Source organism: Kitasatospora sp. NPDC059462, assembly GCF_042749955.1.
Lineage (GTDB): Bacteria > Actinomycetota > Actinomycetes > Streptomycetales > Streptomycetaceae > Kitasatospora.
Genome location: NZ_JBHYUU010000062.1, coordinates 1 through 24,681, shown reverse-complemented (window position 1 = coordinate 24,681; position 24,681 = coordinate 1). Strand labels below are relative to the sequence as shown.

Below are 24,681 nucleotides of genomic sequence, written 5' to 3'. Positions count from 1 at the left end.
CCGTGCACTCGTTCCACCGTACGGCACCACTGAAAAATCAGCTGTCCTGCTTCAGCGCCTCGATCGCGCGCGCGGTGACCTCGTCGACCTTGCCGAGGGCCGGGATCGTGGCGATCAGGCCCTGCTGGCGGTAGTAGTCGATGATCGGCTCGGTCTCCGTGTGGTAGACCTCCAGCCGGGTCCGCACGGCCTCCTCGGTGTCGTCCGAGCGCTGGTACAGCTCACCGCCGCACTCGTCGCAGACGCCCTCGACCTTCGGCGCGTTGTAGTCCACGTGGAAGACGTGGCCGCCGTCGTTGCGGCACAGCCGGCGGCCGGCGATCCGGCGGACGACCTCGTCCTCGGGGACCTCCAGGTCGAGCACGCCGTCGAGCTCGATGCCCTGCTCGGCGAGGAACTCGTCCAGCGCCTTCGCCTGGCCCAGGTTGCGCGGGAAGCCGTCCAGCAGGAAGCCGTTGGCGGCGTCCTCCTGGAGCATGCGGTCCTTGGCCATCCCGATGGTGACCTCGTCGGGCACCAGGCGGCCCGCGTCCATGTAGCTCTTGGCCTCGACGCCCAGCGGGGTGCCCTGGCCGATGTTGGCGCGGAACAGGTCGCCGGTGGAGATGTGGGGGATGGACAGGGTCTTGGCGAGCAGGTGCGCCTGAGTACCCTTCCCGGCCCCGGGGGGTCCGACGAGGACGATACGCATCAGCGGAGGAACCCTTCGTAATTGCGCTGCTGGAGCTGGCTCTCGATCTGCTTCACAGTTTCGAGTCCGACGCCGACGACGATGAGGACGCTGGTGCCGCCGAACGGGAAGTTGGTCTGCTGTCCGAACGCGACGAGGGCGATCATCGGGATCAACGCGATCAGGCCCAGGTAGAGCGAACCCGGCCACGTGATGCGGGTGAGCACGTAGTTCAGGTACTCGGCCGTCGGACGGCCGGCCCGGATACCCGGGATGAACCCACCATACTTCTTCATGTTGTCGGCAACTTCTTCGGGGTTGAAGGAGATGGCGACGTAGAAGAAGGCGAAGAAGACGATCAGCAGGAAGTAGGTGGCCATGTAGATCGGGTGGTCACCGCGCACGAAGTGCTGGTTGATCCACACCGCCCAGCCGGCCTGGCTGTTGGTCAGCTGGACCACGAGGGCCGGGATGTACAGCAGCGACGAGGCGAAGATGACCGGGATGACACCGGCCTGGTTCACCTTGAGCGGGATGTAGGTCGAGGTGCCGCCGAAGGCCCGGCGGCCGATCATCCGCTTCGCGTACTGGACCGGGATCCGGCGCTGCGCCTGCTCGACGAAGATGACGAGCATCACAACGATGACGCCGATCGCGATGACCGAGAGGAACTCGACCCAGCCGCCGCCGATGGTGCCGGACTGCTTGATCGCCCACATCGAGGTGGGGAACTGGGCGGCGATCGAGGTGAAGATCAGCAGCGACATGCCGTTGCCGATGCCGCGGTCGGTGATCAGCTCACCGAGCCACATGATCACCGTGGTGCCGGCGGTCATGGTCAGGACCATGACGGCGATCCGGAACACGCCGGTGTCCGGCACGATCTGGTTGGCGTAGACGCAGCCCGAGAACAGGGCGCCGCTGGACGCGGTCGCCACGATGCCGGTGCCCTGGAGCACCGCCAGCGCGATCGTCAGGTACCGGGTGTACTGGGTGATCTTCGCCTGGCCGGACTGACCCTCCTTCTTCAGCGCCTCCAGTCGCGGGATCACGACCGTGAGGAGCTGGAGGATGATGCTCGCCGTGATGTACGGCATGATGCCGAGGGCGAAGATCGTCAGCTGGAGCAGGGCTCCGCCGGAGAACAGGTTCACCAGCCCGAAGAGGCCGTTGTTCTTGGTCTCCTTGATGCAGGCGTGTACCGCCTCGAAGTCGACCCCTGGTACGGGAACGTGCGAGCCCAGCCGGAACAGCACCATGATGCCCAGCGTGAACAGCAGCTTCTTGCGCAGGTCGGGCGTCTGGAACGCCCGCGCGAACGCACTGAGCACGGTGCCTCCTGCGCCTCCCGCGCGTCGTCGGCGGGAGGGTCGGTCCTGAATGGGGAGTTTGCGGATCGGGCTCCGTTACAGACGGCACAGGCGAGCCTATGCGCAGCCTACAAGGGAACTCCACGGACTCTAACAGTGCACGGCCGCTCGAAAGAAGCGTGTACCGCCCCTCCCCCACTCACGGGGTACGGGATGCCCGGTTTTGCCACACAAAAGAACGAGGGCCCCGTCGCCCCCGTGCGGACGGCCGCCCGCCGGAGGGTCCGGAAAAAGGCGCGAGCCCCGCGCCTCCCGGAGCGGGAGACGCGGGGCTCGCGGAGTCAGCGGGCTCAGACGAGCTCGGTGACGGTACCGCCGGCGGCGGTGATCTTCTCGGCGGCCGAGCCGGAGACGGCGTCCACCGTCACCTGCAGGGCGACCGAGATCTCGCCGGTGCCGAGCACCTTGACGAGGGAGTTCTTGCGAACCGCGCCCTTGGCGACCAGGTCCTCGACCGTGACCTCGCCACCCTGCGGGTAGAGCTCGGCCAGCTTGTCGAGGTTGACGACCTGGAACGTGATCTTGAACGGGTTCTTGAAGCCCTTCAGCTTCGGCAGACGCATGTGGAGCGGCATCTGGCCACCCTCGAAGCGCTGCGGAACCTGGTAGCGGGCCTTGGTGCCCTTGGTACCACGACCGGCGGTCTTACCCTTGGAGCCCTCACCACGACCCACGCGGATCTTGTCGGTCTTGGCACCCGGGGCGGGACGCAGGTTGTGGATCTTGATCGGGTTGTCGCCCATGATCAGTCCACCTCCTCAACCGTCACCAGGTGACGGACCGTGTGGGCCATCCCGCGGATCTCGGGACGGTCCTCCTTCACCACGACGTCGTGCATCCGCTTGAGACCAAGCGAGCGCAGGGTGTCACGGTGGTTCTGCTTGCTGCCGATGTACGACTTGGTCTGCGTGATCTTCAGGCGAGCCATCAGGCGCTCACCCCAGCAGCAGCCCGAGCGCGGAGCAGACCGGCCGGAGCCACGTCCTCGAGCGGCAGACCGCGACGGGCGGCCACCTCCTCGGGGCGCTGGATCTGCTTGAGCGCGGCAACGGTGGCGTGCACGATGTTGATCGCGTTGTCCGAGCCGAGCGACTTCGACAGGATGTCGTGAACGCCGGCGCACTCCAGGACGGCGCGCACCGGGCCACCGGCGATAACACCGGTACCGGGGGCGGCCGGCTTCAGCAGCACGACGCCCGCGGCCTTCTCACCCTGGACGGGGTGAGCGATGGTGCCCTGGATACGGGGGACCTTGAAGAAGTTCTTCTTGGCCTCCTCAACGCCCTTGGCGATGGCGGCCGGAACCTCCTTCGCCTTCCCGTAACCGACACCCACGGTGCCCTCGCCATCGCCCACCACGACCAGCGCGGTGAAGCTGAAGCGACGACCACCCTTGACAACCTTGGCGACACGGTTGATCGCGACGACGCGCTCGACGTAAGCGGTCTTCTCGACGGCGGGGGCGTTGCCCCGGTCGTCACGCTTACGGTCGCGCCGCTCGCCACCGGTGCCGCCGCCGGCGCCGCTACCGCGGCGCTGGGGTCCAGCCATTGGAATTACCTCTCTCGATTACGTCCGCCGACAGAGTCGACGAGCGGCTTAGAAGTCGAGCCCGGCCTCACGGGCCGCGTCCGCCAGGGCGGCGATGCGGCCGGCGTACCGGTTGCCCGCGCGGTCGAAGACGACCGACTCGATGCCGGCAGCCTTGGCGCGCTCGGCGACCAGGCTTCCGACCTTCTTGGCCAGCTCGGTCTTGTCGCCCTCGGCGCCCTTGATGGACACGTCGAGGGTGGACGCCGACGCCAGGGTGTGACCCTTGGCGTCGTCGATGACCTGGGCGACCATGTGGCGGTTCGAGCGCGTCACGACGAGACGCGGACGCACCTCGGTGCCGACGATGCGCTTGCGAACGCGGATCGCGCGGCGCTTGCGAGCGGCGCTCTTGTAGGCGTTGCCCTTGCCGATCTTGACAGAGACACTCATCGCTTACTTACCACTCTTTCCGACCTTGCGGCGGATGACCTCGCCCGCGTACTTGACACCCTTGGCCTTGTACGGGTCCGGCTTGCGCAGCTTGCGGATGTTCGCGGCGATCTCGCCGACCTTCTGCTTGTCGATGCCGTCCACGTGGAACTTGGTGGGCGACTCGACGACGAAGGAGATGCCCTCCGGCGCGGTGACCAGGATGGGGTGGCTGTAGCCGAGCGAGAACTCCATGTCGGAGCCCTTCGCCGCGACACGGTAACCAACACCGCTGATCTCCAGCGACTTGCGGTAGCCCGCGGTCACGCCGGTGATCATGTTCGCCACCAGCGTGCGGGTCAGGCCGTGCAGGGCCTTCGAGCGACGCTCGTCGTTCGGGCGGGTGACGACAACGGTGCCGTCCTCGCCCTTGCCGATCTCGATCGGCTCAGCGACGACGTGGGTGAGCGAGCCCTTGGGGCCCTTCACCGAGACCGCCTGGCCATCGATGGTGACGTCCACACCAGCGGGAACCTGGATGGGCAGCCGTCCAATGCGCGACATTGCTGTACCTCCCTTTCCCGAATTACCAGACGTAGGCGAGAACTTCTCCGCCTACGCCCTTCTTGGCGGCCTGCTTGTCGGTGAGGAGACCCGAGGACGTGGAGATGATCGCCACGCCCAGGCCGCCGAGCACCTTCGGCAGGTTGGTGGACTTTGCGTAAACGCGCAGACCCGGCTTGCTGATGCGCTTGATGCCGGCGATGGAGCGCTCACGGTTGGGGCCGAACTTGAGCTCGATGGTCAGCTTCTTGCCGACCTCGCCCTCGACGGGCTCCTCAACCTTGTAGGAGGAGATGTAACCCTCCTGCTGCAGGATCTCGGCGACGTGCGCCTTGATCTTGCTGGCCGGCATCGCCACGGAGTCGTGGTACGCCGAGTTCGCGTTACGCAGACGCGTGAGCATGTCTGCGATGGGGTCGGTCATGGTCATGATGGCCTCAGGCCTCTCTCGCCGCGGTTTCTCCGCACCAGGTCCCCCTGTCGCACTCCGGGGAGTCCGTCAGGGGCACAAGCGCAGGGGACCTGCGACGTAGTAAGACTGGGATGCGAGCCCTCCCTCGCGGGGAAGGGCCACGGCTGTCCATGGAGACGCCGTGACAGGGGGCCCGACCCCACTACCTTACGGGATTCCGTACGGCAGCCCAAAAACGGGCGGTGTGGGATCGGGCACCTCTGTGTCGCTGGTGTGCCTAGGGCTGCTGGATTACCAGGAGCTCTTGGTCACGCCCGGCAGCTCGCCGCGGTGCGCCATCTCACGGAGGCAGACACGGCAGAGGCCGAACTTGCGGTACACCGAGTGCGGACGGCCGCAGCGCTGGCACCGGGTGTAGGCCCGGACGCCGAACTTCGGCTTGCGCTCGGACTTCGCGATGAGGGACTTCTTCGCCATTGGCTCACGCCTCCTTGAACGGGAAGCCCAGAGCGCGCAGCAGCGCCCGGCCCTCGTCGTCGGTCTGAGCGGTGGTCACGACGGTGATGTCCATACCGCGCTGACGGTCGACCTTGTCCTGGTCGATCTCGTGGAACATAACCTGCTCGGTCAGACCGAAGGTGTAGTTGCCACGGCCGTCGAACTGCTTCGGGGAGAGGCCACGGAAGTCACGGATACGCGGCAGGGCCAGCGACACCAGACGGTCCAGGAACTCCCACATGCGGTCACCGCGGAGGGTGACGTGCGTGCCGATCGGCTGGCCCTCGCGCAGCTTGAACTGCGCGATGGACTTACGAGCCTTGGTCACGGCCGGCTTCTGACCGGTGATCGCGGTCAGGTCGCGGATCGCGCCCTCGATCAGCTTGCTGTCACGGGCGGCCTCGCCAACACCCATGTTGACGACGACCTTGACCAGGCCCGGCGTCAGCATGACGTTCTCGTACGAGAACTGCTCCTGCAGCTGGCCCTTGACCTCGGAGTTGTACTTCTCCTTGAGGCGGGGGGCCACCTTCTCAACAGACGTCTCAGACATCAGATGTCCTCACCGGTTCGCTTGGCAACGCGGATCTTGTTGCCCTCGTCGTCGAAGCGGTAGCCAACGCGGGTGACGACCTTCTTGCCGTCCTTCTCCACGACCAGCTGGACGTTGGAGACGTGCACCGGGGCCTCGACGGTGACGATGCCACCCTGAGTGCCCGGACCCGGCTTGGTGTGCTTCTTGACCCGGTTCACACCCTCGACCAGGACCTTGTTCTCGGCCGGCAGGGCCTGGATGACCTTGCCCTGCTTGCCCTTGTCCTTGCCGGTGATGACCTGAACCAGGTCACCCTTCTTGATCTTCATGCTGTTCGCCATGGGTTAGAGCACCTCCGGCGCCAGCGAGATGATCTTCATGAACTTCTTGTCGCGCAGCTCGCGGCCCACCGGGCCGAAGATGCGGGTACCGCGGGGGTCACCCTCGGTGTTCTTGAGGACGACGGCGGCGTTCTCGTCGAACCGGATGTAGGAACCGTCCGGACGACGGCGCTCCTTCACGGTGCGGACGACGACGGCCTTGACCACGTCACCCTTCTTCACCGAACCACCGGGGATCGCGTCCTTGACGGTCGCGACGATGACGTCCCCGATGCCGGCGTAGCGGCGACCGGAGCCACCGAGAACACGGATGCAAAGGATCTCCTTGGCACCAGTGTTGTCGGCAACACGCAGTCGCGACTCCTGCTGGATCACAACGTTCTCCTGATCGTCAACGAGAGTCGACGGGCCGGCCGCTGCTCACACCGGCGCCCGCGCGGGGCCCGTTGCACATACGGCCGTACCTCATCGGCTTCGTTACTTGGCCTTCTCGAGGATCTCGACGACGCGCCAGCGCTTCGTCGCGGACAGCGGCCGGGTCTCCATGAGGAGGACACGGTCGCCGACACCGCACGCGTTCTGCTCGTCGTGCGCCTTCAGCTTGTTCGTACGGCGGATGACCTTGCCGTACAGAGCGTGCTTGACGCGGTCCTCGACGGCGACGACGACGGTCTTGTCCATCTTGTCGCTGACGACGAGACCCTCACGGGTCTTGCGGAAACCGCGCGTCTCGTTGGTGTTCTCAGTCATCAGGCGTTCTCCACCGTCTCGATGCCCAGCTCGCGCTCGCGCATCAGGGTGTAGATCCGCGCGATGTCCTTACGGACGAGCTTGAGCCGTCCGTGGTTGTCGAGCTGCCCGGTCGCCGCCTGGAAGCGGAGGTTGAACAGCTCCTCCTTGGCCTCACGCAGCTTGGCAACGAGCGCCTCGTTGTCCAGCTGGCGGAGGTCAGCAGCCTTGGTAGCGGCCGACATCAGCTCTCACCGTCCTCGCGCCGGACGATCCGGCACTTCATCGGCAGCTTGTGGGCGGCGCGGGTGAGCGCCTCACGAGCAACCTTCTCGTTCGGGTACGACAGCTCGAACATGACCCGACCCGGGTGCACGTTCGCGATCCACCACTCCGGCGAACCCTTACCGGAACCCATGCGGGTCTCGGCCGGCTTCTTGGTCAGCGGACGGTCCGGGTAGATGTTGATCCAGACCTTGCCGCCACGACGGATGTGACGGGTGATCGCGATACGAGCGGACTCGATCTGACGGTTCGTCACGTAGGCCGGGGTCACGGCCTGGATGCCGAACTGGCCGAACGCCAGCTCGGTGCCACCCTTGGCAGCGCCGCGGCGCTTCGGGTGGTGCTGCTTGCGGTGCTTGACCCGACGGGGGATCAGCATTGCGGTCAGGCCTCCGTTCCGGTGTTCTCGGCAGCCGGAGCCTCGACGGCCGGGGCCGCGGGGGCCTCGGCAGCGGCGGGACGACGGCCACGGCCACCGCGCTCGCCACCACGACGCTCGCCACCGCGGGCGGGACGACCACCCTCGGGACGGGCCGGGCGGTTGCCCGAGCGGGCAGCGGCGTTCTCAGCGCGGACCTCGGCGATGTTCTTGACGTCGCCCTTGTAGATCCAGACCTTCACGCCGATGCGGCCGAAGGTGGTCTTGGCCTCGAAGAAGCCGTAGTCGACGTTCGCGCGCAGGGTGTGCAGCGGCACACGGCCCTCGCGGTAGAACTCCGAACGGCTCATCTCGGCGCCGCCGAGACGACCGGAGCACTGGACCTTGATGCCCTTGGCGCCGGACTTCATGGTGCCCTGCATCGACTTGCGCATGGCACGGCGGAAGGAGACGCGGGAGGACAGCTGCTCCGCGACGCCCTGAGCCACGAGCTGGGCGTCCAGCTCGGGGTTCTTGACCTCAAGGATGTTCAGCTGGACCTGCTTGCCGGTCAGCTTCTCCAGGTCGCCGCGGATGCGGTCGGCCTCGGTGCCGCGGCGGCCGATGACGATGCCGGGGCGAGCGGTGTGGATGTCGACGCGGACCCGGTCCCGGGTGCGCTCGATCTCGACCTTGGAGATGCCGGCGCGCTCCATGCCCTTCGTCATCATGCGACGAATGGCAACGTCTTCCTTGACGTAGTCCTTGTACAGCTTGTCGGCGTACCAGCGGGACTTGAAGTCCGTGCTGATGCCGAGGCGGAACCCGTGCGGGTTAACCTTCTGGCCCATTACCGGGTCCCTTCCTTGCTGCTGACGACCACGGTGATGTGGCTGGTCCGCTTGCGGATCCGGTAGGCACGGCCCTGGGCACGCGGACGGAACCGCTTCAGGGTCGGACCCTCGTCAACGTACGCCTCGGAGATGTAGAGGTCGTCCACGTTGGAGTGGTTGTAGTTGTGCGCGGCGTTGGCAATGGCGCTGTCGAGCACCTTGCCGACCGGCACGGTGGCGGCCTGCGGAGCGAAACGCAGGACCGCCTGGGCCTCCGTGGCCGGCAGGCCGCGGATGAGGTCCACCACGCGGCGGGCCTTCATGGGCGTCACGCGGATGTACCGCGCCTGAGCCCTGGCTTCCATGGTTGTCCCCTTAATGGAGTAAGTCATTGAGTCGGTCTGGCGGTGAAGCTCAGGCGACTAGCGACGCTTCGACTTGCGGTCGTCCTTGACGTGGCCGCGGAAGGTGCGGGTCGGAGCGAACTCGCCCAGCTTGTGGCCGACCATCGACTCGGTGACGAACACCGGGACGTGCTTGCGACCATCGTGAACCGCGATCGTGTGGCCGAGCATGCTCGGGGAGATCACGGAGCGACGGGACCAGGTCTTGATGACGTTCTGCGTGCCCGCCTCGTTCTGCGCGTCCACCTTCTTGATGAGGTGGCCGTCGATGAAGGGGCCCTTCTTGAGACTGCGCGGCATCTGACCTGCTCCTAGCGCTTCTTGTTGGTCTTGCGGCGGCGCACGATGAGCTTGTCCGACGCCTTGTTCGGGCGACGGGTACGGCCCTCGGGCTTACCCCACGGCGAGACCGGGTGGCGACCACCGGAGGTCTTACCCTCACCACCACCGTGCGGGTGGTCGATCGGGTTCATGGCCACACCACGCACGGTCGGGCGGACGCCCTTCCAGCGCATACGGCCGGCCTTGCCCCAGTTGATGTTCGACTGCTCGGCGTTGCCGACCTCGCCGACGGTCGCGCGGCAGCGCGCGTCCACCAGGCGGATCTCGCCGGAGGGCATGCGCAGGTGCGCCATCTTGCCCTCACGCGCCAGCAGCTGGATGCCGGAACCGGCCGAGCGGGCCAGCTTGGCACCGCCACCGGGACGCAGCTCCACCGCGTGGATGGTGGTACCGACCGGGATGTTGCGCAGCGGCAGGTTGTTGCCCGGCTTGATGTCGGCGCCGGCGCCGTTCTCGATCCGGTCACCCTGCGCGATGCCGCGCGGCGCGATGATGTAGCGCTTCTCGCCGTCCGCGTAGTGCAGGAGCGCGATGCGCGCGGTGCGGTTCGGGTCGTACTCGATGTGCGCGACCTTGGCCGGCACGCCGTCCTTGTCGTGACGACGGAAGTCGATCACGCGGTAGGCGCGCTTGTGACCGCCACCCTGGTGGCGAGCGGTGACACGACCGGCGTTGTTACGGCCGCCCTTGCTGTGCAGGGGGCGAACCAGCGACTTCTCCGGCGTGGACCGCGTGATTTCGACGAAGTCGGCCACGCTGGAGCCACGACGGCCCGGCGTAGTCGGCTTGTACTTGCGGATACCCATTTTCGTCCTCGTCTTGATCGACGATCACGGCCTCCGTCAGGAGGTCGGACCACCGAAGATGTCGATGCGGTTGCCCTCGGCCAGCGTCACGATGGCGCGCTTGGTGTCCTTGCGCTTGCCGAAACCCGTCTTGGAGCGCTTGCGCTTGCCCTGACGGTTGATCGTGTTGACAGCCTCGACCTTGACCGAGAAGACGGCCTCGACGGCCTGCTTGATCTGGGTCTTGTTGGCGCCCGGCGACACGATGAACGTGTACTTGTTCTCGTCGAGAAGGCTGTAGCTCTTCTCGGAGATGACCGGCTTCACCAGGACGTCACGGGGGTCCGTGAACGTCTTGCTCGTAACGTCGCTCATCAGGCGGCGCTCCCTTCGAGCTCGCCCTCAGCGGCAACGGCCTTGGCGGACGCGGCCGGACCGGCCACGAAACGCTCGAAGGCGGCCTGGGTGAAGACCACATCGTCGGAGACGAGCACGTCGTAGGTGTTCAGCTGACCGGCGTCCAGGATGTGGACGTTCGGCAGGTTGCGAGCGGACTTCAGGCCCAGCTCGTCCGCACGCTCGACGACCAGGAGGACGTTCTTGCGCTCGGTGATCTTGCCGAACAGGCTCTTGGCGGCCTTGGTCGACGGCGCCTCGGTCGCGGTCACGCCGGTGACGACGTGAATGCGGTTGTGGCGGGCCCGGTCGGTGAGCGCACCGCGCAGGGCGGCGGCGATCATCTTCTTCGGGGTCCGCTGCGAGTAGTCGCGCGGCACGGGACCGTGCACGACGCCACCGCCGGCGAACTGCGGCGCACGGGTCGAGCCCTGACGGGCGCGGCCGGTGCCCTTCTGGCGGTACGGCTTCTTGCCGCCACCGCGGACCTCGCCGCGAGTCTTGGTCTTGTGGGTGCCCTGACGGGCCGCAGCGAGCTGCGCCACGACGACCTGGTGCATCAGCGGAACGCTGACCTTCGCGTCGAAGATCTCGGCCGGCAGCTCGATGCTGCCGGTCTTGTCGCCAGCCGGCGACAGGATGTCAATGGTGCTCATATCCTTCACAGCCCCTTCGCCGCGGTGCGGACGAGGACGAGGCCGCCGTTCGGGCCCGGGACGGCGCCCTTGATGAGCAGCAGACCCTTCTCCGCGTCGACCGCGTGCACGGTCAGGTTCTGGGTGGTCACACGCTCGTGGCCCATCCGACCCGCCATGCGCAGGCCCTTGAACACGCGGCCCGGGGTGGCGCAGCCACCGATGGAACCGGGCGAGCGGTGCTTGCGCTGGGTGCCGTGACCGGCGCCGAGGCCCTTGAAGTTGTGACGCTTCATGACACCGGCGAAGCCCTTGCCCTTGGAGGTGCCGGTCACGTCGACCTTGACACCCGCCTCGAACAGCTCGGCGGTGATCTCCTGGCCCAGGGTGTACTCGGACGCGTCCGAGGTACGGATCTCGACCAGGTGGCGGCGCGGGGTGACACCGGCCTTGGCGAAGTGACCCGCGAGGGGCTTGTTCACCTTGCGGGGGTCGATCTCGCCGAAGCCGAGCTGGACGGCGCTGTAGCCGGCCGCGCTGTCGGCGGTGTGGACCTGGGTCACGACATTCGGCCCGGCCTTGACGACGGTCACCGGGACGACCCGGTTGTTCTCGTCCCAGACCTGGGTCATGCCGAGCTTCTCGCCCAGGATGCCCTTAATCTGCTTAGCCATCTTCGGTGCGCCTCTCAGAGCTTGATCTCGATGTCGACACCGGCCGGCAGGTCGAGACGCATCAGCGAGTCAACCGTCTTCGGCGTGGGGTCGAGGATGTCGATCAGACGCTTGTGAGTGCGCATCTCGAAGTGCTCGCGCGAGTCCTTGTACTTGTGCGGCGAGCGGATGACGCAGTACACGTTCTTCTCAGTGGGCAGCGGCACCGGGCCCGCGACCTGCGCACCAGTACGGATCACCGTTTCGACGATCTTCTTCGCCGAGGAGTCGATGACCTCGTGGTCGTAGGCCTTGAGCCGGATGCGGATCTTCTGTCCCGCCATGGCTACTTTGTAGTCCTTTGTCCTAGTCACTGCACGACCCCCGCTCCGACCCCCGCGCTCGGGCGTGTCGCACTCGCGCTTGCAAAAAACCGGCGATGGACTCGTCGGTTTCAAACTTTCGGGGTGGGGGGAGCCGGGTCGAGGCCCCGCACACGCTTCCCGGAAGATTCCCGTACGTCCGCCCCGCAGCTGCCGTGGCGTAACACTCACGCTTGACGGCCATCACGGGAACGACGAGTACGTGGGACTCGCTTCCGGTCCTCCCGGCGGGAGGCGCGCAGCATCGGCAACTCAACCGAGCAACTTGGACATACTGCCACAGGCGGGAGCCGGAAAGCCAATCGGGGCCGGTGAGGCATCCCTCACCGGCCCCGACGGGACGGTCCTGCCGGCCCTCGCGGACCTGCTACTTCTGCGGGCCGTTGTCCCACGGCGCGCGGCGGCCGCAGACCTCCAGCCAGTCCTCGGTCGCGACGCCGGCGCACCAGACGAACTTCTTGTCGTCCTTGTCCGGCTCCCAGTCCTTGGTGATGATGCCCGCGCAGTCGGAGACCGGCGCGTACTTCGGGCAGCTGCCGTCGGCCTTCTTGATCGTGTGCGCCCGCCAGGCGTCCAGGCCCATCCGCCCGTACTTCTCGTGCTCGGGCATGTAGCGGTTGACCGACCAGGAGGCGCCCATGGTGCCGAACAGCGCGAGCGCGCAGACCAGGCCGGCGGCGAGCTGGCGCGTCGCCCGGCCCGACAGCACCGTGGTGCCGGCCGGCGCGTCGTCCTTGCGCAGCACCCGCTCCAGCCAGCCGCTGCCGCGGTGGTAGGCGGCCATCAGTCCGAGCACGGCGAGGATCATCAGGCAGTAGAGGATGATCCAGGTGGTCCGGGGGTACAGCGCGACGGTGCCGCTCTGCGCCATCTTCCCGGCGAAGGTGAACCGCATCAGCCAGGCCCCGGCCAGCACCGCGGCGGCCGTGCGCACCGCGAGGTTGCGCAGCCCCAGTCCGATGCCCAGGCCGACGCCGGCGAGCAGCAGCAGGGTGAAGCCGGTCTGGCCCGCGAGGTCCCCGGTGTCCGGGTAGTCGTGGTAGGTGGTCGTGCCGACCCGGTCCGACAGCCAGCCCATCACGTAGGCCGGGTCGGTGTAGGTCATGATGTAGCCGTACCGGTCCGGGACGTCCGCGCCCACCTTGACCAGCTGGTAGAGCAGCGGCGCGCCGACGATCCCGGCGCTCACCACGGTGGTGGCGAGCAGGCCGAGCCCGTTGCGGACCGCGGTGCGGCCCTGGCGCCAGGGGAAGACGAAGAGCGTCAGCACGGCGATGCCGGGGGCCGACCACAGGTACCAGCCGGAGTACCAGAGGAACAGCAGACCGAAGACGACGCCGAAGCCGGTCCCGCGCAGCAGGGCCGAGCGCAGCGGGAGATCGCCGGCGCGGCGCAGCTCGCGCAGGACCGCGGTCAGCAGCGGCACCAGGATGATCATCACCACGTGGCTGTACGGGCGGATCGGGTCCAGGAAGACCACGGCGGCCGGGATCGCGATCAGCAGGGCCCAGAACGGGCGCAGCAGCAGCCGCCAGGCCAGGTAGCTCATCGGGCCGACCAGCGCGCTGAAGAAGATCTGCAGGTCGTGCAGGGCGAAGCCCTCGCTGCCGACGCCGTTGTAGCGGTACTTCGCCCAGAACGCGATCAGTGCCGGGAAGCCGGGCGGGTAGACGCCGGGCAGGCCCTTGTCGTCCAGGAACCCGGTGGCCATGTGGACCAGCACACTCGGGTCGCCCTCCTGTCCGCCGAGCGGCCACGGGGTCCCGTGCAGGGCCACCACGACGCCGCCGGCCACCACGCCGGTGGACAGGCCGGCCAGTGCGGAGCAGACCAGCCGCTGGGTCAGCCGGTGCCGGCGCAGGGTGCCCCGGTAGGCGGTGAACAGCAGCGCGGCGAGCAGCGGCAGGCCGATGATCGTGACGTACTGCTGGATCTTGGCGAGGCCGCTGACCTGGCCGATCCGGTTCAGCGGATTGACGTCGATCCGGGTGCAGAGCAGCGTGAAGCCCAGCGCCGCGACGACGCCGACGACGACCTCCGCGGTGATCTGGGCCCAGCGGCGGGTCAGCAGTGCGGGCTTCTCCGCGTCCGGTGCCGCCGGCGCCGCTGCGGCTCCGGCTTCGCGTGAGGGGCCCTTCTCGCGGACCACGTCCGGGGCCAGATCAGTCATCTCGGTCCACTTCCGTCAGGCGGCGCCGCCACGTCCGGGGGGCGCCGGCCGCAGGTGCGTTCCACTGCGGCGTTCGGTTGGATCAGGCTGCGGGGGCGTCGTGCCCCGAGGCGTTCGGGATTCTTCCACGCCGCACAACACCCGTGCCAACCGCAGATCCTCCGCCGAATCCTCACAGGGCGGGTGCCGTTGCTAGCCGCACTTGCCTTCCGGGGCAAACTTCGGGCACTTGCCGTCCGGCAGCGGGGTGGTGTGCGCGAACCACGCGAACGAGCCCCAGGAGCCCTGGTTGGCGGGCATGAAGCGGTCGACCGTGGAGGAGCCGGCCATCGAGAAGAAGAAGGCGAGCGCGCAGAGCACCGCTCCCCCGGTCCGCAGGGCCGGGGTCGCGACGGCGCGGCCGGAGGACTCCGCCGTCCCGGTCTCCTCGCGGGTGGCGTACTTGCGGCTGAGCAGGTAGCAGGCCATGCCGAAGAGCACGATGCCGCAGTACAGCAGCTCGGCCGAGGTGCGCGGGTAGAGCTGCACCAGCTGGTCGCGCTCCATGTGCGAGGCGAACCAGTAGCGCATCAGGAAGGCGCCGAGCATGCAGAAGGCGGCGACCTGGACCACCGGCAGGGCCGCGCCGAGCCAGAGCGCGGCGCCCACGCCGACGATCAGCAGCAGCACGAACACGCCGACACCGCCGAGCTCGCCCGGCAGCGGCCAGGCGCCGTTGGCGATCACGCCCGGCGAGTCGCCCTGCCACATCGCGAAGTACGCGGGGTCGACGTTGGTGTCGAAGTACATGTAGGTGTCGGGGGTGTCCGACCCGGCGAGCAGCCGCTGCAGGTAGACGCCGGCCACCAGCAGGAAGACCGCGGCGGTCGCGCCCAGCAGGGCGGCCGCCCGCAGGACGGCGTCCTTGCCCCGCCGCCGGACCTTGGCCAGGGTGACCACCATCACCGCCAGCATCCCGGGCGCCGACCAGACGAACCAGCCGGAGTACCAGAGGAAGAGGAGGGCCAGCGCGAGGCCGTAGGCGGCGCCGGTGAACAGCGCGGTCCGCACGCTCTTCCCGGTGGAGCGCAGCAGGCTGGTGGTGAACCGGGCCAGGACGGGGATGAGGACCAGCAGCACCACGTCGACGTACGGCTTGGCCGCGTGGACGATCGGGAAGACCGGCACCACGCCGATGGCCAGCGCCCACAGTGGCGGGAGCAGCAGCCGCCACGCCAGGTAGACGGCCGGGCCGGTCAACGCGATCAGGACCAGGCCGAGCATCTTCAGGCCCAGCCCGGGCTGGCCGGGGTAGAGGAGGTCGGTCCAGCGGGCGAGCAGGTGCGGGAACAGCGGCGGGTAGACGCTGGAGATCGGGCGGCCTTCGAGGATGTCGCCGGTCCACTGCTGCAGCTGCCCGGAGTCACCGCGCTTGGCGTTGAGCGGCCAGACCGTGCCGCGCAGGGCGACCGCCACGCCGCCGGCGTAGAGCCCGGTGGCCAGGCCCGACAGCGAGGCCGCGGCGGTCCGCAGCGCGAGCGGGCGCGAGAACCAGCGGCTCGCCGCCCACCACAGCAGGGCGAGGACGACGAACGCCAGGATGAACCGCAGCTGGAGCGCGGCGAGGCCGCTGACCTGGCCGACCCGCTGCATCGGGTTGACCTTGATGAACGTGCAGATCCAGGTGAACCCGAGGGCAACCAGGACTCCCGATGCTGCCTCGACGGCCCCGGGCGCGAGCCGTCCGAGCAGGGACGGCCGGGCATCGGCGGCCTCCGAGGAAGGCCGCTGACGCGCGATTATTCGTGGCCCGGTGGCCGTCGCAGACATGATTGCCGCTCTCCCGAAACGATGAGGACCTAGAGCTGCGCGACGCGCTCGTCGGCGCCGACCTCGGACTCGGTGAAGCGGTCGGTGTTCACGCGCTGGCCGTCGTTCACCGCGACGGTGCGGGCCAGGTCGGTGAGCTTCTTCTCCAGCGAGCGGAAGCGCATGAAGGTGTTCAGGGTCATGAACGCCATCGCCACGACCAGCAGGTAGAGCACCAGGTCGGTGCCGCGGCCGACGCCGAGCTTGTTGGCGATCCAGGTCACGTCCTGCGGCCGCAGGACCGCGTAGACGTTGGCGACGACGAAGGCGAAGAACGCCATCCGCTTCCAGGCGCGGGTGTGGGCGGCGTCCCAGCGGCGGACGAAGGCGAGCACGAGCACACCCGTGCCGACCATGAGCAGCAACTGGATCCAGATGTACTTCACTTGCGGCCACGCTCCCTGAGCGAGATGTCGAAGAGGATGTTGACGCCGTTGATCAGCGACTGGCCCTTGGAACGGGAGTAGTCGGTGTACAGGATGTCCACCGGCACCTCCATGACCCGCAGGTCCGAGGCCGCCAGGAAGGCGACGATCTCGGAGGCGTGGGCCATGCCGTTCATGGTGATGCGGAGCTTGGTCGCGGCCTCGCGGTTGATGACACGGAGTCCGTTGTGGGAGTCCGTCAGGTTGAGCTTGCGCGCGGTGGGGCTGATCGTCGCGGCGGTCCGCAGGACCACCCGCTTGATCCACGGCACCTCGCCGGTCTGCTCGATGAAGCGGGAGCCGAGGACCACGTCGGCCTCGTCGGCCCGGAGCAGGGCGACCATCTTCTCGACGTCGTGCGTCTGGTGCTGGCCGTCGGCGTCGAAGGTGGCGAAGTACTTGGCGCCGGGCTGCTTGAGCGCGTAGCTGAGACCGGTCTGCAGTGCGGCGCCCTGGCCGAGGTTGACGGGGTGCTGCACCAGGTGCGCCCCGGTGGTCATGATGTGCTCGGACGAGTTGTCCGTGCTGCCGTCGTCGACCACGACGATGTTCGGGAAGGTCTTCCGGGCCCCCTCGATCACGTCGGCGATGACGGTTCCCTCGTTGTAGGCCGGGATGACCAGCCACACGTCGTCGTAGTCGGACATCATGACTCCATGCCGCGGCCGCCGGCCGCGAGTTTCAGGGTGCGAAGAAAGACGGGCTGCGGGCCTCGGCGACAGCGACGTGTCGTCATACCGAGTCCACGAGTGAGGGACGGGCGGACTCGGCGGAACCGGCCGGAGAAGTCGGCGGCTTCCGCAGGAAGGTGAGCCAGACCGCGGCGAACATGCATGCGACAGCGGCCAGCGAACCAACAGTGTAGGCGAGGCAGACCCGGGTCGCGATCGGGCCGGGTACCAGGGTGGTCACGATCAGCGCAACAACACCCAACGCCCAGCCGAGCAGTTGGAGACGGTGGCGATGCAGCACCAGCAGCGCCTGGCCGAGCACCATCGCGAGCATGTAGCAGAGCGTACCGGCCGACATCCAGAGGAAGTCGAGCGAGCCGAGCACGTCATCGGCCTTGAAGAGCACCTGGATCAGCCACGGGCCGAGGACGGTGGCGGGGATGCCGCCGGCCACGCCGAGCACGGTGACGACCGCGCAGGTGCGGACCAGCAGCTTGGAGAACCCGGCCCGGTCGCCGGACGCCGCGGTGCTCGACAGGCCCGCGAGCAGCGAGGCCTGGAGCGAGCCGAAGACGAACAGCGGGACACGGGCCAGCACCACGGCGTTCAGCAGGCCGGACACCAGGGCGGCGTCGTCCGGGGCGAGCAGCTGGGTGGAGACGACCGCGGCGTTGACCACCACCTGCGAGAGCAGGGTGGAGGCGACCAGCGGCGCCAGGCCCGAGGTGAGGGACCCCCAGCCGGCCGCCGGACCGGCCTTCACCCCGGCGAGCAGCGGGCGGACCGTCGCCACCACGGCCACCAGCGGCGCGACGGTGAGGATCAGCGCGAACGCCAGCGGCGAGCGGACGCCGGCCACCGCGCAGCCGCCGGCCAGCGCGATCCGCAGCGCGCCGTCCACCGCCAGCTGGGCGCCGTACGCGCCGAACCGGTTGAGGCCGGCCAGCACGCCGCGGCTGACGTTGCTCGCGGCCATCGCGGCGAAGGCGATGCCCAGCGCCATCACCATGTCGGTGCGGCCGTCGAAGAAGGTGCGGGCCAGCGGCCGGACGGCGACCGCCATCCCGACCGCCATCACGGCCAGCATCCCGACGGTGATCAGCAGGATCCGGCGCACGACGGGCGCCGCGCCCTGGCCGCCGACCGCGCGGGCGGCGACGATCCGGGTCAGCTCCTGCTCGACCGGGAAGAAGAGCCCCAGGCCGACCGACATGAGGATCGTCCAGAGCAGCGAGACCGAGGCCATCTCCGGCTTGCCGAGGCTGTAGCCGGCCGCCATCAGGTGGACGTAGGAGGCGGCGCCGAGCAGCACCGTCCCCCCGATCACCAGCTGGGTGCCCGGGGGGAGAGCGCTGACGACCTTGGCCAGCGGGGAACGGCGCGCCGGCGCCGTGCTGCCCTCGTGGTTCACGACTGCTGCGCGGCCCTCACCTTGAGCGGCTCCCACCAGGCACGGTTCTCGCGGTACCAGGCGATGGTCGAGGCGAGGCCCTCCTCGAAGGTGACCTGCGGCTCGTAGCCGAGCTCCTCGCGGATCTTGCTGATGTCCAGCGAGTAGCGCAGGTCGTGGCCCTTGCGGTCCTCGACCCGGTCGACCATGTCCCAGCCCTGGCCGGCGGCCTCCAGCAGCAGGCCGGTGAGCTCCTTGTTGGTGAGCTCGACGCCGCCGCCGATGTTGTAGACCTGGCCGGCCCGGCCCTTGCGCAGCGCGAGGTCGATGCCGCGGCAGTGGTCCGAGACGTGCAGCCAGTCGCGGATGTTGCCGCCGTCGCCGTACAGCGGGACGCGCTTGCCGTCGATCAGGTTGGTGGTGAAGAGCGGGATGACCTTCTCGGGGAACTGGTACGGCCCGTAGTTGTTGGAGCAGCGGGTGACCACCACGTCCATGCCGTGGGTGCGGTGGTAGGCGAGGGCGAGGAGGTCCGAGCCGGCCTTCGAGGAGGAGTACGGGGAGTTCGGCGCGAGCGGCCACTCCTCGGTCCAGGAGCCCTCGGTGATCGAGCCGTAGACCTCGTCGGTGGAGACGTGCACGAAGCGGCCGACACCGTGCTTGCGGGCGGCGTCCAGGAGCACCTGGGTGCCGACGACGTTGGTCATCACGAACGGGCCGGCGCCGGCGATGGAGCGGTCGACGTGCGACTCGGCGGCGAAGTGCACGACCGCGTCGTGGCCCGGCATGGCCTGGTCGACGGCGTCGATGTCGCAGATGTCACCGCGGACGAAGGTGTAGCCCGGGTGGTCGGCGACCGGCGCGAGGTTCTCCTCGACGCCCGAGTAGGTCAGCTTGTCGAAGACGGTGACGCGGGCCGCGGGATCCGCCGACAGCAGCGCGCGGACGAACTGGGACCCGATGAATCCGGCGCCGCCGGTGACGAGGATACGCATAGTGCGGCTGAGTATAGTGCGCGCGCGGAGGCGCTCCGTCCCGGGTCCGCGGGGTGCTGCGTGGGCGTCCGAAGGCTGGTTGCCGCGGGGTCGGGCAGGCCACGTAAGGTGTGCGCCATGCGCGGCATTCTTCTTGCGGGCGGCACCGGTTCCCGCCTCTGGCCCCTCACGCGGGCAGTCTCGAAGCAGCTCCTCCCGGTCTTCGACAAGCCGATGATCTACTACCCGCTCTCCACGCTGATCATGGCGGGGATCCGCGAGATCCTGATCATCACCACTCCGCAGGACCGCGACCAGTTCGAGCGGCTGCTCGGCGACGGCTCGCAGCTCGGCCTGGAACTCCAGTACGCCGTCCAGGAGCGCCCGGAGGGCATCGCCCAGGCGTTCGTGCTCGGCGCGGACTTCATCGGCGACGAGCCGGTCGCGCTGATCCTCGGCGACAACATCTTCCACGGCAGCGGCCTCGGCACCCGGCTCGCCCAGCGCACCGACCCCAAGGGCGGCATGGTCTTCGCCTACCCGGTGGCCGACCCGACCGCCTACGGCGTGGTCGAGTTCGACGAGTCCGGCCAGGTCATCTCGATCGAGGAGAAGCCGGTCCGGCCGAAGTCCCGCTACGCGGTGCCCGGCCTCTACTTCTACGACAACCGCGTGGTGGAGATCGCCCGCACGATCACCCCGAGCGCCCGCGGCGAGCTGGAGATCACCGCCGTCAACGACGCCTACCTCCAGCGCGGCGAGCTCCAGGTCACCGTCCTGGACCGCGGCACCGCCTGGCTGGACACCGGCACGTTCGTCTCGATGGTCCAGGCCTCGGAGTTCGTCCGGGTCATCGAGGAGCGCCAGGGCTTCAAGATCGGCTGCGTCGAGGAGGCGGCCTGGCGGGCCGGCTTCCTGACCTCCGACCAGCTGCGCGAGCTGGCGCAGCCGCTGCTGAAGAGCGGTTACGGCCAGTACCTGCTGAACCTGCTGGACGAGGAGGACGCCCGATGAAGTTCCGTGAGCTGTCCATCGAGGGCGCCTGGGAGATCACCCCGCAGCAGCACGGGGACCCGCGCGGCCTGTTCATGGAGTGGTACCGCTTCGACAGGCTCGCCGAGGTGGTCGGCCACCCGCTGCGGATGGCCCAGGGCAACCTCTCGGTCTCCGCCAAGGACGTCGTGCGCGGCATCCACTTCGCCGACGTCGCGCCCGGCCAGGCCAAGTACGTGAGCTGCGTGCGCGGCGCCGTGCTGGACGTGATCGTCGACCTGCGGGTCGGCTCGCCGACCTTCGGCCGCTGGGAGTTCGTCCGCCTCGACGACGTGGACCGGCGCTCGGTCTACATCTCCGAGGGCCTGGGCCACGGCTTCTGCGCGCTGACCGACGACGCCACGCTGTCGTACGTCTGCTCCGAGACCTACAACCCGACCGGCGAGCACGCGGTGCACCCGCTGGACGCGGACCTGGGCATCGAGTGGCCGGCCGAGGTCCCGCAGCTGTCCGCCCGGGACGCCGCCGCCCCGACGCTGGCCGAGGCCATCGAGACCGGCCTGCTGCCGGACTACGAGGAGTGCCTTCGCTACCGGCGCTCGCTCAGCGGCCAGTAGCCTTCTCGCCGTCCCCTCCTACCCGGAAAACACCTGGTGCGCCGCTCATGACAACTCTTGACATCATGCTGCCCTACTACGGCAACGTCGCCCTCATGCAGGCGGCCGTCCGCAGCGTCCTGGCCCAGAGCGACCCGAACTGGCGGCTCACCGTGGTGGACGACGGCAAGGAGCCGGACGTCCCGGGCTGGTTCGCCGAGCTCGGCGACGAGCGGGTCTCGTACCAGCGCAACGAGCAGAACCTCGGCGTCACCGGCAACTACCGCAAGTGCCTCGGCCTGGTGCGCGAGCAGCACTTCGTCATGATGGGCACCGACGACATCATGCTGCCGAACTACGTGGAGACCGCCCGGGCCGTCCTCAAGGACAACCCGGACATCGGCATGGTGCAGCCGGGCGTCCAGGTCATCGACGGCGACGGCACGCCCACCGAGGGGCTGGTGGACCAGGCGAAGAAGCGCATCTACGCGCCCAAGGTCCAGGGCCGCAAGCTGATGAGCGGGGAGGAGCTGGCCATCAGCCTGCTCCGCGGCAACTGGCTGTTCTTCCCCTCCATCTGCTGGCGCACCGAGGCCGTGAAGGCGGTCGGCTTCCGGGACAACCTGGAGGTCACCCAGGACCTGGCGCTGGTCATCGACCTGCTGCAGACCGGCGAGCAGATGATGATCACCGACAAGGTCACCTTCCAGTACCGCCGGCACGCCGTCAGCATCTCCTCCGCGCAGGCCTTCACCGGCGTCCGCTTCGAGGAGGCCAACCGGTTCTTCCGGGACGTCGCCGACCGCCTGGACGCGCACGGCTGGTCCCGGGCCGCCAAGGCCTCCCGGCTGCACCTGTCCTCCCGGATCCACGCGCTCACGATGGTCCCGGGCGCGGTCAAGAACCGGCACAGCGAGGGCACCAGGACGCTGCTGCGGCACGTCGCCGGCACCGACCGCTACTGAGCAACGCCCACCGCCCCACCCGTACCGACCCATCGGAGCCAGAGGCCATGGCCGCTAGCAGCTCAGCCCTCCCCCGGATCGCCGTCCTCGGCGGCACCGGCTTCATCGGGCGCACCATCCTCACCACCCTGGCCGAGCGGGGCCACCACCTGCTCACCATCGCCCGCAAGGAGCCGGCCGACGCCCTGCCCGGCGAGTTCGCCCGGCTCGACCTGACCGTCGACCCGCCGGCCGCACTGGCCGCGCTGCTCGCCGAGCACCGGATCGACGTGGTCGTCAACGCCGCCGGCGGCATGTGGGGCCTGACCGACGAGCAGATGGTGGGTGCCAACGTCGGCATGGTCACCCGGCTGCTGGAGGCGCTGCGGTCGATGCCCGCTCCCCCGCGCCTGGTCCACCTCGGCACCGTGCACGAGTACGGGCTCTGCCCGATCGGCGTCAGCCTCTCCGAGGACTCCGCGCCGAACCCGTCCATGGTCTACGGCAAGCTCAAGCTCCAGGCCACCGAGCTGATCGCGACCGCCGTGCGCGAGGAGGGCCTGGACGCGGTGGTGCTCCGGCTCGGCAACGTGGTCGGTGCCGGGCAGCCCTCGCACAGCCTGCTCGGCGTGATGGCCGGCAAGCTGGCCGCGGCCCGGGCGGCCGGCACCACCGCCGAGCTGGCCCTGCAGCCGCTCACCGCCCAGCGCGACTTCGTCGACCTCCAGGACACCGTCGACGCGATCGTGGCCGCGATCCCGTCCGACCCGAAGGCCCCAGCCGTCCTCAACGTCGGCCTGGGCCGGGCGAGTTCGGCCCGCGAGCTGGTGGAGCTGCTGATCGAGGTCAGCGGTGTGCCGACCGAGGTCACCGAGGTGCCGGCGCCGGACGGCACCGGCCCGGAGACCGAGTGGCAGCAGCTGGACGTCACCGCGATCGAGCAGGCCTTCGGCTGGACCCCGCGCCGCAGCCTGCGCGAGGCCGTCCGCACCCTCTGGGAGCACGCGGCCAAGGACGGTTCGTCCCCGGACGCAGGCCGCTAACGATTCGCCCAGCACGGTGAAGGCTTCCGGCAAGCTCGATAGGATCCCCCGAGGGTCCGATCGGGCCCGTGCGCCGGAGGCTTTCTCCGCGTCTCCACTTCCGGAAAGCATGAACCGCTCTCATGTCTCCTAGGCTTTCTCTGCCTGGCCGTCGCGGGACCCTGGCCGAGTTGTACTCCTCCCGGGCCAACAGCTTCGGTGTGCTCCGGCTGCTGCTCGCCTCCGCCGTCGTCGTCTCCCACCTGTACCCGATCGCCTGGGGACGGCTCGACCCGCTGTGGCTCCGCAGCGGCCAGCAGACGGACATCGGCAAGATGTCGGTCATCGGCTTCTTCGTCCTGTCCGGCTTCATGATCAGCGGAAGTGGCGCGCGCAGCACCGTCGGCCGCTACGCCTGGCACCGCGCGCTGCGCATCCTGCCCGGCCTCTGGGGATCGCTGCTGGTCTCCGCGCTGGTGATCGTCCCGCTGCTGTACCACTGGCAGCACGGCACCTTCGACGGCTACTGGGACCACCCCCAGGGTCCGGTGAACTACCTCAAGGGCACCTGGAACACCGCCATGAGCACCGGCTGGGACATCTCCGGCGTGATGGCGGAGGGCCGGGCCAAGGGCACCAACTTCGACCCCGGGGTGAACGGCGCGCTCTGGTCGCTGAAGTACGAGATCCTCTGCTACGTCCTGATCGGGCTGCTCGCGGCCGGCGGCGTGCTCCGCAAGGCCCGGCGGTTCATACCGCTGCTCGCCCTCGCGCTCGGCGGTCTCATCCTGCGCGACTGGGTGAACGCGCCCTCGCTGCGCGGGATCCCCGGCGACCAGCAGTCCTTCGTCATGGTGCCGTTCCTGGACGCCATGTCGGTCCACATGCTGATCCACCTGGTCTTCGTCTTCATGATCGGCGCGACCTTCCAGCTGTACCGCGACAAGCTGGTCATCCACGACGGCCTCGCGCTGATCTGCGCCGCCGTGCTCGGCCTCACCCTGTGGACCGGCGGCCTGTTCGTCTTCGGCTACCCGGCCTTCGCCTACCTGCTCCTCTGGCTGGCCATCCGGCTGCCCCGGCCGTTCCACAAGATCGGCCGCAAGCGCGACTACTCCTACGGCATCTACATCTACGGGTTCACCGTCGAGCAGGCGCTGGCGGTGCTCGGCTACGCCAAGCACGGCAAGCCGGTCTACCTGGCCCTGGCCATGGCGGGCACGGTCGTCCTGGCCGCGCTCTCCTGGCACCTGCTGGAGTCCCCGGTGATGAAGGCCAAGAACTGGACCCCGTGGCCGGTGCGCCGGCTCAAGGAGCGCGCGGCGGTCCGGGCCGCCCGGCGGGGCGAGCCCGTCGAACCCGGCGCCGCCGCCCAGCCGCAGACGCCCGCCGAACCGGCACCGCCGAAGGTCTCGGCCTGACCGGCCCGGCCGGCACCGGACGGTGCCGGCCGGACGCGGAAGTGCCTGGCCCGCCGCCCCTCACGGGGGCTG

Annotated in this window: 34 protein-coding genes; 5 read left to right on the top strand and 29 right to left on the bottom strand. The window is 68.8% G+C overall.

Annotated elements, in window-relative coordinates:
• Nucleotides 1-37 precede the first annotated feature (37 nt).
• From ACFXAM_RS17985 to rfbB, 29 genes are all read right to left on the bottom strand, one after another.
• On the bottom strand, nt 38-691 hold the full coding sequence (locus tag ACFXAM_RS17985; RefSeq protein WP_380292247.1) for an adenylate kinase: 654 nt from the start codon (nt 689-691) through the stop codon (nt 38-40).
• On the bottom strand, nt 691-2,001 hold the full coding sequence (gene secY, locus ACFXAM_RS17980) for a preprotein translocase subunit SecY (protein WP_376086151.1): 1,311 nt from the start codon (nt 1,999-2,001) through the stop codon (nt 691-693). Before secY ends, ACFXAM_RS17985 begins: the two co-directional genes overlap by 1 nt.
• A gap of 329 nt (nt 2,002-2,330) precedes the next feature.
• Nucleotides 2,331-2,783, bottom strand: a complete 453-nt coding sequence (rplO, locus tag ACFXAM_RS17975) for a 50S ribosomal protein L15 (protein WP_255752515.1) — start codon at nt 2,781-2,783, stop codon at nt 2,331-2,333.
• Between the two features lie 2 nt (nt 2,784-2,785).
• Entirely contained in the window at nt 2,786-2,968 is a 183-nt protein-coding gene (rpmD, locus tag ACFXAM_RS17970) for a 50S ribosomal protein L30 (protein ID WP_030055835.1), read from the bottom strand.
• Nucleotides 2,968-3,591 carry a 30S ribosomal protein S5 gene (gene rpsE / locus ACFXAM_RS17965; RefSeq protein WP_350542294.1) on the bottom strand — a complete coding sequence of 208 codons (624 nt, stop codon included), beginning with the start codon at nt 3,589-3,591 and terminating at the stop codon, nt 2,968-2,970. The genes rpmD and rpsE overlap by 1 nt, the downstream gene beginning before the upstream one ends.
• Before the next feature lie 48 nt (nt 3,592-3,639).
• Nucleotides 3,640-4,023: a 50S ribosomal protein L18 gene (gene rplR, locus ACFXAM_RS17960; protein WP_350542295.1), complete on the bottom strand. Its 384-nt coding sequence runs from the start codon at nt 4,021-4,023 to the stop codon at nt 3,640-3,642.
• A gap of 3 nt (nt 4,024-4,026) precedes the next feature.
• Nucleotides 4,027-4,566 (bottom strand): 50S ribosomal protein L6, encoded by a 540-nt coding sequence (gene rplF / locus ACFXAM_RS17955; protein ID WP_350542296.1) that lies wholly within the window; start codon nt 4,564-4,566, stop codon nt 4,027-4,029.
• A gap of 22 nt (nt 4,567-4,588) precedes the next feature.
• Nucleotides 4,589-4,996: a 30S ribosomal protein S8 gene (rpsH, locus tag ACFXAM_RS17950; protein WP_030055831.1), complete on the bottom strand. Its 408-nt coding sequence runs from the start codon at nt 4,994-4,996 to the stop codon at nt 4,589-4,591.
• A 273-nt stretch (nt 4,997-5,269) separates the two neighbouring features.
• A complete protein-coding gene (locus ACFXAM_RS17945; RefSeq protein WP_030055830.1) occupies nt 5,270-5,455 on the bottom strand; it encodes a type Z 30S ribosomal protein S14 in 186 nt (61 codons plus the stop codon).
• 4 nt (nt 5,456-5,459) lie between these two features.
• Nucleotides 5,460-6,029, bottom strand: a complete 570-nt coding sequence (rplE, locus tag ACFXAM_RS17940; protein ID WP_350561921.1) for a 50S ribosomal protein L5 — start codon at nt 6,027-6,029, stop codon at nt 5,460-5,462.
• On the bottom strand, nt 6,029-6,340 hold the full coding sequence (rplX, locus tag ACFXAM_RS17935) for a 50S ribosomal protein L24 (protein ID WP_100892787.1): 312 nt from the start codon (nt 6,338-6,340) through the stop codon (nt 6,029-6,031). Before rplX ends, rplE begins: the two co-directional genes overlap by 1 nt.
• A gap of 15 nt (nt 6,341-6,355) precedes the next feature.
• The gene (gene rplN / locus ACFXAM_RS17930; protein WP_196949334.1) at nt 6,356-6,727 is read right to left on the bottom strand and encodes a 50S ribosomal protein L14; all 372 of its coding nucleotides are present in this window, start codon (nt 6,725-6,727) and stop codon (nt 6,356-6,358) included.
• A 102-nt stretch (nt 6,728-6,829) separates the two neighbouring features.
• The gene (gene rpsQ, locus ACFXAM_RS17925) at nt 6,830-7,102 is read right to left on the bottom strand and encodes a 30S ribosomal protein S17 (RefSeq protein ID WP_014136278.1); all 273 of its coding nucleotides are present in this window, start codon (nt 7,100-7,102) and stop codon (nt 6,830-6,832) included.
• Nucleotides 7,102-7,326: a 50S ribosomal protein L29 gene (gene rpmC, locus ACFXAM_RS17920; protein WP_209414070.1), complete on the bottom strand. Its 225-nt coding sequence runs from the start codon at nt 7,324-7,326 to the stop codon at nt 7,102-7,104. The genes rpsQ and rpmC overlap by 1 nt, the downstream gene beginning before the upstream one ends.
• The gene (gene rplP, locus ACFXAM_RS17915) at nt 7,326-7,745 is read right to left on the bottom strand and encodes a 50S ribosomal protein L16 (protein ID WP_030232476.1); all 420 of its coding nucleotides are present in this window, start codon (nt 7,743-7,745) and stop codon (nt 7,326-7,328) included. The genes rpmC and rplP overlap by 1 nt, the downstream gene beginning before the upstream one ends.
• 5 nt (nt 7,746-7,750) lie before the next feature.
• Nucleotides 7,751-8,575: a 30S ribosomal protein S3 gene (rpsC, locus tag ACFXAM_RS17910; protein WP_097237487.1), complete on the bottom strand. Its 825-nt coding sequence runs from the start codon at nt 8,573-8,575 to the stop codon at nt 7,751-7,753.
• Complete coding sequence (gene rplV, locus ACFXAM_RS17905; protein WP_095874452.1) at nt 8,575-8,922, bottom strand: 50S ribosomal protein L22; 348 nt, start codon at nt 8,920-8,922, stop codon at nt 8,575-8,577. Before rplV ends, rpsC begins: the two co-directional genes overlap by 1 nt.
• Before the next feature lie 57 nt (nt 8,923-8,979).
• Complete coding sequence (rpsS, locus tag ACFXAM_RS17900; RefSeq protein ID WP_035848164.1) at nt 8,980-9,261, bottom strand: 30S ribosomal protein S19; 282 nt, start codon at nt 9,259-9,261, stop codon at nt 8,980-8,982.
• Between the two features lie 11 nt (nt 9,262-9,272).
• Nucleotides 9,273-10,109 (bottom strand): 50S ribosomal protein L2, encoded by an 837-nt coding sequence (rplB, locus tag ACFXAM_RS17895; protein WP_030232466.1) that lies wholly within the window; start codon nt 10,107-10,109, stop codon nt 9,273-9,275.
• 36 nt (nt 10,110-10,145) lie between these two features.
• A complete protein-coding gene (rplW, locus tag ACFXAM_RS17890) occupies nt 10,146-10,463 on the bottom strand; it encodes a 50S ribosomal protein L23 (protein ID WP_030300381.1) in 318 nt (105 codons plus the stop codon).
• A complete protein-coding gene (gene rplD / locus ACFXAM_RS17885) occupies nt 10,463-11,140 on the bottom strand; it encodes a 50S ribosomal protein L4 (protein WP_207810336.1) in 678 nt (225 codons plus the stop codon). The genes rplW and rplD overlap by 1 nt, the downstream gene beginning before the upstream one ends.
• A 5-nt stretch (nt 11,141-11,145) precedes the next feature.
• Nucleotides 11,146-11,793: a 50S ribosomal protein L3 gene (gene rplC / locus ACFXAM_RS17880; RefSeq protein WP_030280762.1), complete on the bottom strand. Its 648-nt coding sequence runs from the start codon at nt 11,791-11,793 to the stop codon at nt 11,146-11,148.
• Nucleotides 11,794-11,807: 14 nt separating this feature from the next.
• Nucleotides 11,808-12,116, bottom strand: a complete 309-nt coding sequence (gene rpsJ, locus ACFXAM_RS17875; protein WP_012785157.1) for a 30S ribosomal protein S10 — start codon at nt 12,114-12,116, stop codon at nt 11,808-11,810.
• 406 nt (nt 12,117-12,522) lie between these two features.
• Nucleotides 12,523-14,325 carry a hypothetical protein gene (locus ACFXAM_RS17870; protein WP_380292239.1) on the bottom strand — a complete coding sequence of 601 codons (1,803 nt, stop codon included), beginning with the start codon at nt 14,323-14,325 and terminating at the stop codon, nt 12,523-12,525.
• Nucleotides 14,326-14,517: 192 nt separating this feature from the next.
• Entirely contained in the window at nt 14,518-16,134 is a 1,617-nt protein-coding gene (locus ACFXAM_RS17865; protein ID WP_380292237.1) for a hypothetical protein, read from the bottom strand.
• Nucleotides 16,135-16,163: 29 nt separating this feature from the next.
• On the bottom strand, nt 16,164-16,559 hold the full coding sequence (locus ACFXAM_RS17860) for a DUF2304 domain-containing protein (RefSeq protein WP_380292235.1): 396 nt from the start codon (nt 16,557-16,559) through the stop codon (nt 16,164-16,166).
• Nucleotides 16,556-17,245 carry a glycosyltransferase family 2 protein gene (locus ACFXAM_RS17855; RefSeq protein WP_380292233.1) on the bottom strand — a complete coding sequence of 230 codons (690 nt, stop codon included), beginning with the start codon at nt 17,243-17,245 and terminating at the stop codon, nt 16,556-16,558. The genes ACFXAM_RS17860 and ACFXAM_RS17855 overlap by 4 nt, the downstream gene beginning before the upstream one ends.
• Before the next feature lie 85 nt (nt 17,246-17,330).
• A complete protein-coding gene (locus ACFXAM_RS17850; RefSeq protein ID WP_380292231.1) occupies nt 17,331-18,680 on the bottom strand; it encodes a lipopolysaccharide biosynthesis protein in 1,350 nt (449 codons plus the stop codon).
• Nucleotides 18,677-19,654 (bottom strand): dTDP-glucose 4,6-dehydratase, encoded by a 978-nt coding sequence (rfbB, locus tag ACFXAM_RS17845; RefSeq protein WP_380292229.1) that lies wholly within the window; start codon nt 19,652-19,654, stop codon nt 18,677-18,679. Before rfbB ends, ACFXAM_RS17850 begins: the two co-directional genes overlap by 4 nt.
• Before the next feature lie 117 nt (nt 19,655-19,771).
• On the opposite strand from rfbB, the gene rfbA reads away from it, so the two are divergent.
• The 5 genes from rfbA (at nt 19,772) to ACFXAM_RS17820 (ending at nt 24,609) form a co-directional block, all read left to right on the top strand.
• Complete coding sequence (gene rfbA, locus ACFXAM_RS17840; protein WP_380292227.1) at nt 19,772-20,647, top strand: glucose-1-phosphate thymidylyltransferase RfbA; 876 nt, start codon at nt 19,772-19,774, stop codon at nt 20,645-20,647.
• Nucleotides 20,644-21,243 carry a dTDP-4-dehydrorhamnose 3,5-epimerase family protein gene (locus ACFXAM_RS17835; protein WP_380292225.1) on the top strand — a complete coding sequence of 200 codons (600 nt, stop codon included), beginning with the start codon at nt 20,644-20,646 and terminating at the stop codon, nt 21,241-21,243. Before rfbA ends, ACFXAM_RS17835 begins: the two co-directional genes overlap by 4 nt.
• 47 nt (nt 21,244-21,290) lie before the next feature.
• Entirely contained in the window at nt 21,291-22,187 is an 897-nt protein-coding gene (locus tag ACFXAM_RS17830; protein WP_380292223.1) for a glycosyltransferase family 2 protein, read from the top strand.
• 47 nt (nt 22,188-22,234) lie between these two features.
• The gene (locus tag ACFXAM_RS17825; RefSeq protein WP_380292221.1) at nt 22,235-23,209 is read left to right on the top strand and encodes an NAD-dependent epimerase/dehydratase family protein; all 975 of its coding nucleotides are present in this window, start codon (nt 22,235-22,237) and stop codon (nt 23,207-23,209) included.
• A 170-nt stretch (nt 23,210-23,379) separates the two neighbouring features.
• Entirely contained in the window at nt 23,380-24,609 is a 1,230-nt protein-coding gene (locus ACFXAM_RS17820) for an acyltransferase family protein (protein ID WP_380292219.1), read from the top strand.
• Nucleotides 24,610-24,681 lie beyond the last annotated feature (72 nt).

Bases quoted from the DNA above. Each gene is read 5' to 3' on its own strand.
- rplB (WP_030232466.1), bottom strand. From the start codon at position 10,109: ATGGGTATCCGCAAGTACAAGCCGACTACGCCGGGCCGTCGTGGCTCC.
- rpsJ (WP_012785157.1), bottom strand. From the start codon at position 12,116: ATGGCGGGACAGAAGATCCGCATCCGGCTCAAGGCCTACGACCACGAG.
- rpmC (WP_209414070.1), bottom strand. From the start codon at position 7,326: ATGTCGGCCGCTACCAAGGCTGCTGACCTCCGCCAGCTGGACAACGAG.
- ACFXAM_RS17825 (WP_380292221.1), top strand. From the start codon at position 22,235: ATGGCCGCTAGCAGCTCAGCCCTCCCCCGGATCGCCGTCCTCGGCGGC.
- ACFXAM_RS17870 (WP_380292239.1), bottom strand. From the start codon at position 14,325: ATGACTGATCTGGCCCCGGACGTGGTCCGCGAGAAGGGCCCCTCACGC.
- ACFXAM_RS17985 (WP_380292247.1), bottom strand. From the start codon at position 691: ATGCGTATCGTCCTCGTCGGACCCCCCGGGGCCGGGAAGGGTACTCAG.
- rpsQ (WP_014136278.1), bottom strand. From the start codon at position 7,102: ATGACTGAGAACACCAACGAGACGCGCGGTTTCCGCAAGACCCGTGAG.
- rplD (WP_207810336.1), bottom strand. From the start codon at position 11,140: ATGAGCACCATTGACATCCTGTCGCCGGCTGGCGACAAGACCGGCAGC.
- rplR (WP_350542295.1), bottom strand. From the start codon at position 4,023: ATGAGTGTCTCTGTCAAGATCGGCAAGGGCAACGCCTACAAGAGCGCC.
- rpsE (WP_350542294.1), bottom strand. From the start codon at position 3,591: ATGGCTGGACCCCAGCGCCGCGGTAGCGGCGCCGGCGGCGGCACCGGT.
- rpsS (WP_035848164.1), bottom strand. From the start codon at position 9,261: ATGCCGCGCAGTCTCAAGAAGGGCCCCTTCATCGACGGCCACCTCATC.
- rplF (WP_350542296.1), bottom strand. From the start codon at position 4,566: ATGTCGCGCATTGGACGGCTGCCCATCCAGGTTCCCGCTGGTGTGGAC.
- rpmD (WP_030055835.1), bottom strand. From the start codon at position 2,968: ATGGCTCGCCTGAAGATCACGCAGACCAAGTCGTACATCGGCAGCAAG.
- rplP (WP_030232476.1), bottom strand. From the start codon at position 7,745: ATGCTGATCCCCCGTCGGGTCAAGCACCGCAAGCAGCACCACCCGAAG.
- rpsH (WP_030055831.1), bottom strand. From the start codon at position 4,996: ATGACCATGACCGACCCCATCGCAGACATGCTCACGCGTCTGCGTAAC.
- rplW (WP_030300381.1), bottom strand. From the start codon at position 10,463: ATGAGCGACGTTACGAGCAAGACGTTCACGGACCCCCGTGACGTCCTG.
- ACFXAM_RS17830 (WP_380292223.1), top strand. From the start codon at position 21,291: ATGACAACTCTTGACATCATGCTGCCCTACTACGGCAACGTCGCCCTC.
- rplC (WP_030280762.1), bottom strand. From the start codon at position 11,793: ATGGCTAAGCAGATTAAGGGCATCCTGGGCGAGAAGCTCGGCATGACC.
- rplO (WP_255752515.1), bottom strand. From the start codon at position 2,783: ATGGGCGACAACCCGATCAAGATCCACAACCTGCGTCCCGCCCCGGGT.
- rfbA (WP_380292227.1), top strand. From the start codon at position 19,772: ATGCGCGGCATTCTTCTTGCGGGCGGCACCGGTTCCCGCCTCTGGCCC.
- ACFXAM_RS17945 (WP_030055830.1), bottom strand. From the start codon at position 5,455: ATGGCGAAGAAGTCCCTCATCGCGAAGTCCGAGCGCAAGCCGAAGTTC.
- rpsC (WP_097237487.1), bottom strand. From the start codon at position 8,575: ATGGGCCAGAAGGTTAACCCGCACGGGTTCCGCCTCGGCATCAGCACG.
- ACFXAM_RS17835 (WP_380292225.1), top strand. From the start codon at position 20,644: ATGAAGTTCCGTGAGCTGTCCATCGAGGGCGCCTGGGAGATCACCCCG.
- ACFXAM_RS17865 (WP_380292237.1), bottom strand. From the start codon at position 16,134: ATGTCTGCGACGGCCACCGGGCCACGAATAATCGCGCGTCAGCGGCCT.
- ACFXAM_RS17855 (WP_380292233.1), bottom strand. From the start codon at position 17,245: ATGTCCGACTACGACGACGTGTGGCTGGTCATCCCGGCCTACAACGAG.
- rfbB (WP_380292229.1), bottom strand. From the start codon at position 19,654: ATGCGTATCCTCGTCACCGGCGGCGCCGGATTCATCGGGTCCCAGTTC.
- rplX (WP_100892787.1), bottom strand. From the start codon at position 6,340: ATGAAGATCAAGAAGGGTGACCTGGTTCAGGTCATCACCGGCAAGGAC.
- rplE (WP_350561921.1), bottom strand. From the start codon at position 6,029: ATGTCTGAGACGTCTGTTGAGAAGGTGGCCCCCCGCCTCAAGGAGAAG.
- rplV (WP_095874452.1), bottom strand. From the start codon at position 8,922: ATGGAAGCCAGGGCTCAGGCGCGGTACATCCGCGTGACGCCCATGAAG.